Source organism: Pseudarthrobacter sp. 05T312 (assembly GCF_056396685.1).
This window is the reverse complement of record NZ_JBFTLY010000039.1, coordinates 1-1,068: the sequence shown is the minus strand read 5'-3', so window position 1 is coordinate 1,068 and position 1,068 is coordinate 1. Positions and strand designations below refer to the sequence as shown.

General features: G+C 65.3%; 1 pseudogene. It reads right to left on the bottom strand.

What is annotated here, in order from left to right:
- Positions 1-1,067: pseudogene (locus tag AC1DIP_RS22185) on the bottom strand (pyruvate dehydrogenase (acetyl-transferring), homodimeric type); the annotation flags it as partial.
- Position 1,068 lies beyond the last annotated feature (1 nt).

Here is a 1,068-nt window from a genome sequence, read left to right as displayed (position 1 = left end):
GGGGTCTTGCCGAAGAAGTGTTCGCGGACGAACCCGCCGGACTCGGCCTTGTAGGTCTGGTAGTCCCCGTCGACGGTTTCGTTCATGATTTTCACGAGCGAGCCGTCGGTGTCGCGGGTGAGCAGGTCATCCCATTCCCGGCCCCAGACGACCTTGATCACGTTCCAGCCCGCGCCGCGGAAGAACGCTTCGAGTTCCTGCATGATCTTGCCGTTGCCGCGCACCGGCCCGTCCAGGCGCTGGAGGTTGCAGTTGATCACGAAGTTCAGGTTGTCCAGGTTCTCGTTCGCTGCCAGCTGCAGCAGGCCCCGGGACTCGGGCTCGTCCATTTCACCATCGCCCAGGAACGCCCAGACCTGCTGGTCCGAGGTGTCTTTCAGGCCCCGGTTGTGCAGGTACCGGTTGTTCTGCGCCTGGTAGATCGCGTTCATCGGCCCGATGCCCATGGASACCGTGGGRAACTCCCAGAAGGCCGGCATCAGGCGGGGGTGCGGGTAGGAGGACAGGGCGTGGCCCTGCCGGGACTTTTCCTGCCGGAACCCGTCCAGGTCCTCCTCGGACAGGCGGCCTTCCATGAACGCCCGGGCGTACATGCCCGGGGARGCGTGGCCCTGGAAGAAGACCTGGTCCCCGCCGCCGGGGTGGTCCTTGCCGCGGAAGAAGTGGTTGAACCCGACCTCGTACAGGGTCGCGGCCCCGGCGTAGGTGGAGATGTGCCCGCCRACCCCGATATCGGGACGCTGCGCCCGGTGCACCATGACCGCGGCGTTCCACCGCATGTAGGCCCGGTACCGGCGCTCGAACTCTTCATTGCCCGGGAACGCAGCTTCCTGGTCCACCGGGATCGTGTTCACGTAATCGGTGGTGGTCACCATCGGCACRCCCACGCTCTGCGCGCCCGCGCGCTGCAGCAGGCTCCGCATGATGTATTGGGCACGCTCGGTGCCCTGTTCCCTGATCAACGCATCCAGGGACTCAACCCACTCGGCAGTCTCTTCCGGATCACGATCAGGCAGCTGGTTAGTCAACCCGCTGAGGATATGGGAGGTCTCTTCTCCTGCAGCCACG